Below are 2,702 nucleotides of genomic sequence, written 5' to 3'. Positions count from 1 at the left end.
GAAATGATAGGGCCATGATTTTTCAAACTCCAATGGTGCGCACAATCGCGCGGGATAGTTTCAGGCGCGGATAACACCGCAATCTTTGCCGCCGACAAATCGGCCGCCTGGGAATATGCGCCAATTCGGCGCAAGGTGATTATGGCGCGGCGCGTCTAGTTTGATGCTGCAGCGAATGGCGCGCGCCTCTTTCGCTTCAATGATATCGGACGCAAGCCAAATCGCGTCGAATTGGTCGCGCAACGTTTCGCGCGCGGTGTCGAGCTCTTTCCGGTTTCCGATAATCATTTGCCCGACTCCCATGGCGTTATGAAAACGCGCACCTTTTCCGTGCCTGGTATCGGATGAATGGTTATCAGCCATTCCAGCGGCAAAAGACGAATGGCGGATTCAGCGGCCGCGCGATTTTCAAAAGTCACAATCATTTGCCCGACTCCAGTTCACAAGCGCGCGGCGCATTGGCAAGCATGGCGGCAAGGTCTTTCGGAATGTCGGAAGGAAGAGCGGCGGCAATGGCCGCGCCGCAATCTTCATGCGTCAAACCATGGTCAAGCACATAGGCGTTGACGTGGCCATTGATGGTGAGGAAGGCGACTAGGGCGAATGTCATGGCGCGCCTACCAATCGTTCGCTGTCATGGTCTGAAGGCTTGCCAGATAGGCGCGCGCCTCCAGCATGTCGGCATTGCGCGCTGTCCAATAGGCTTCATGCGCGCGCCTTGCGTCTGCCGCCGCGCCGACTGGCTGGAAGCGCTTGGCAACGTAGATTGAGCCGCCAAGCCGTCCGACTCGCCAATGATACAAGCCGCCGATTTTCCGAATTGAGATATTGAACATTGTCGTTCTCCAGTGTTTCGCCACGATTGGCAGGATGGAAGGAAAGGCGCGCCTAGAGCGCTTCCGCATAAGCAAGGGCTTCAGCCTTGCTCTTGAACGTATCGTATTTGGCAAGGTCGCATTCATTGCTGCCGACGATGGGAAGGACGCTCCAGCGTGACCACGGTGCATTGTCTTTCCCAAGGTTCGCAACGTGCTTGCCGTCGCGCATCATGTCCCAATGACGGCGCACATTGCCCATATTGGTTGTGCGTTGTTCGGTCAGCGTGATCATTGTTCAGACTCCAGTGTCAGCGCCACGATTGGCGAAAGGGTTAGAGACAGCGGCCTTCCGTTTGGCAAATGACCGCGCCTTGCACTATGGCATACAGAATGAACGCGCACGGCGGCGCAAGCATCATGCACAACACAGCCACAAGCGCCCGCTCACGAATGACAGTCCAACGCCGTGCGCTGGCGCGCTTGGCGCGGCGGACTTGGTAGCGGCTGGGCTGGGTCATTTCGTTTCAGGCTCCGGTTGCGCCACTGTCGGCGGGGTAGAAAGGCGCGCCTTGCGGCGCGCCCATGCTTGTCAGTCGAGATAGGACAGATACTCGTCAAAGGCCGCTTCACTGCCGCATGTCGCTTCGTAGTTCATTGCAAAGCGGATAGCCGCGCGGCGGCTGAACGTTGCCAGCGTGATGTAACGAAGGGCTGCGAGGTGCGGTGTCATTAGTCGGGCTCCGTGGTCAGTCACAATCGACTATCCACACCTTGCCTATGCCCGCGCGCCTTGTCAATAGAATAAATGCATATCGCATATTAATAAGCGTATGCCGTGCCACGCCGCGCCGTCCAGCTGCAGCGCATGGCCGCGCCGCGCTTTGCCAGGTCGCACCGCGCCGCGCCGCACGGCCAAGCTCATGCCGTCGCCTTCATTCTCAATCGGATCAATCGCAACCGCGCCTCGTCGCCTTGCCGTGCCGCCGCTCGTCGTCGTGCCGCTCGTCGGTCTCGTCGTCGTCGGGTCGCACCTCGTCGACGCCAGGCCGCCGGCGCCTCGAGGGGGTAGGGGGTGCCGGTTAAACCCGCGCGCGCGCGCCTCCCGGACCGAGTTGCCAGCCAAAAACGGGAGACTCCACGGAAAGAATTTTCGTCCAGGAAAGAAAAACATTTTGCCGCCCGGCACGCGGAAGCCCATAGCAGCCAAGGCGTAGAAGGATTTTCGACCGTGACAAGAAACAGCCGGCCGCCGCGGTTCAAGCCCTTCCAGGCACCGATGGCGATCGCCGTCCAGAAGCTCGTGAAGGCTGGGAATTACCGCGGCTCGCCTCGAGATAGAGGGTACGATTCCAAATGGGATAGGCTGTCGATCGCCTATCGAAAGCGGCATGTTTGCTGCGCCTGGTGCGCCCAGCAAGACCGTGACACGCTGACGGATCTGGTCGACCACATCATCCCGGTCGTGGATCGGCCAGATCTGAAATACACCTGGTCGAACCTCTGGGCCCTATGCAAGCACCACCATGCTCAGAAGGGCGTGATGGAAGTCTATGCGCGGGAAAATGGGCTGCTGAATATGCTGCCCGAGTGGTGCCGGCAGCCGGAAAAGCGGCCGCTGCAGTTCCGACCAGTCGCATAAAATAAAATGTGATATGCATATTGCATTTATAGAATGATGGGCGTATTTAATTTCCGACCTGAACATTAATGCCCTAGCGGTCGGATATTCATTCAGTGAACAAAACCCGGTCTATCGACGCTCCAGAGGCCATTTCCATGTCTGCCGCGGAGTTCAAGCGGTGGCTTTCGGCGATGAACTACACCGGGCGCGCCGCCGCGAAGGCGTTGGGCATCAGCGCTGCGTCAGTCGTGAACTATCAGGCC

Annotated in this window: 7 protein-coding genes; 1 reads left to right on the top strand and 6 read right to left on the bottom strand. The window is 58.6% G+C overall.

From position 1 onward, the window contains the following. Positions 1 to 60 precede the first annotated feature (60 nt). The 6 genes from EN884_RS32200 to EN884_RS38820 form a co-directional block, all read right to left on the bottom strand. On the bottom strand, positions 61 to 288 hold the full coding sequence (locus EN884_RS32200) for a hypothetical protein (RefSeq protein ID WP_063168392.1): 228 nt from the start codon (positions 286 to 288) through the stop codon (positions 61 to 63). Then, on the bottom strand, positions 285 to 425 hold the full coding sequence (locus tag EN884_RS38825) for a hypothetical protein (RefSeq protein WP_164889328.1): 141 nt from the start codon (positions 423 to 425) through the stop codon (positions 285 to 287). The genes EN884_RS32200 and EN884_RS38825 overlap by 4 nt, the downstream gene beginning before the upstream one ends. Continuing rightward, on the bottom strand, positions 422 to 610 hold the full coding sequence (locus EN884_RS32195; protein ID WP_063168391.1) for a hypothetical protein: 189 nt from the start codon (positions 608 to 610) through the stop codon (positions 422 to 424). The genes EN884_RS38825 and EN884_RS32195 overlap by 4 nt, the downstream gene beginning before the upstream one ends. Before the next feature lie 7 nt (positions 611 to 617). After that, a complete protein-coding gene (locus EN884_RS32190) occupies positions 618 to 803 on the bottom strand; it encodes a hypothetical protein (protein WP_127224374.1) in 186 nt (61 codons plus the stop codon). A gap of 85 nt (positions 804 to 888) precedes the next feature. Then, positions 889 to 1,110 (bottom strand): hypothetical protein, encoded by a 222-nt coding sequence (locus EN884_RS32185; protein WP_063168389.1) that lies wholly within the window; start codon positions 1,108 to 1,110, stop codon positions 889 to 891. 297 nt (positions 1,111 to 1,407) lie between these two features. After that, on the bottom strand, positions 1,408 to 1,548 hold the full coding sequence (locus tag EN884_RS38820; protein ID WP_158515789.1) for a hypothetical protein: 141 nt from the start codon (positions 1,546 to 1,548) through the stop codon (positions 1,408 to 1,410). A gap of 342 nt (positions 1,549 to 1,890) precedes the next feature. On the opposite strand from EN884_RS38820, the gene EN884_RS32180 reads away from it, so the two are divergent. Further along, on the top strand, positions 1,891 to 2,457 hold the full coding sequence (locus EN884_RS32180; protein WP_128360976.1) for an HNH endonuclease signature motif containing protein: 567 nt from the start codon (positions 1,891 to 1,893) through the stop codon (positions 2,455 to 2,457). The last annotated feature ends 245 nt before the right edge of the window (positions 2,458 to 2,702 follow it).

This window comes from Mesorhizobium sp. M7A.F.Ca.AU.001.01.1.1, assembly GCF_004022735.1.
Taxonomy (GTDB): domain Bacteria; phylum Pseudomonadota; class Alphaproteobacteria; order Rhizobiales; family Rhizobiaceae; genus Mesorhizobium; species Mesorhizobium ciceri.
The sequence above is the reverse complement of the archived record's forward strand: the minus strand, read 5'-3'. Positions and strand labels throughout refer to the sequence as shown.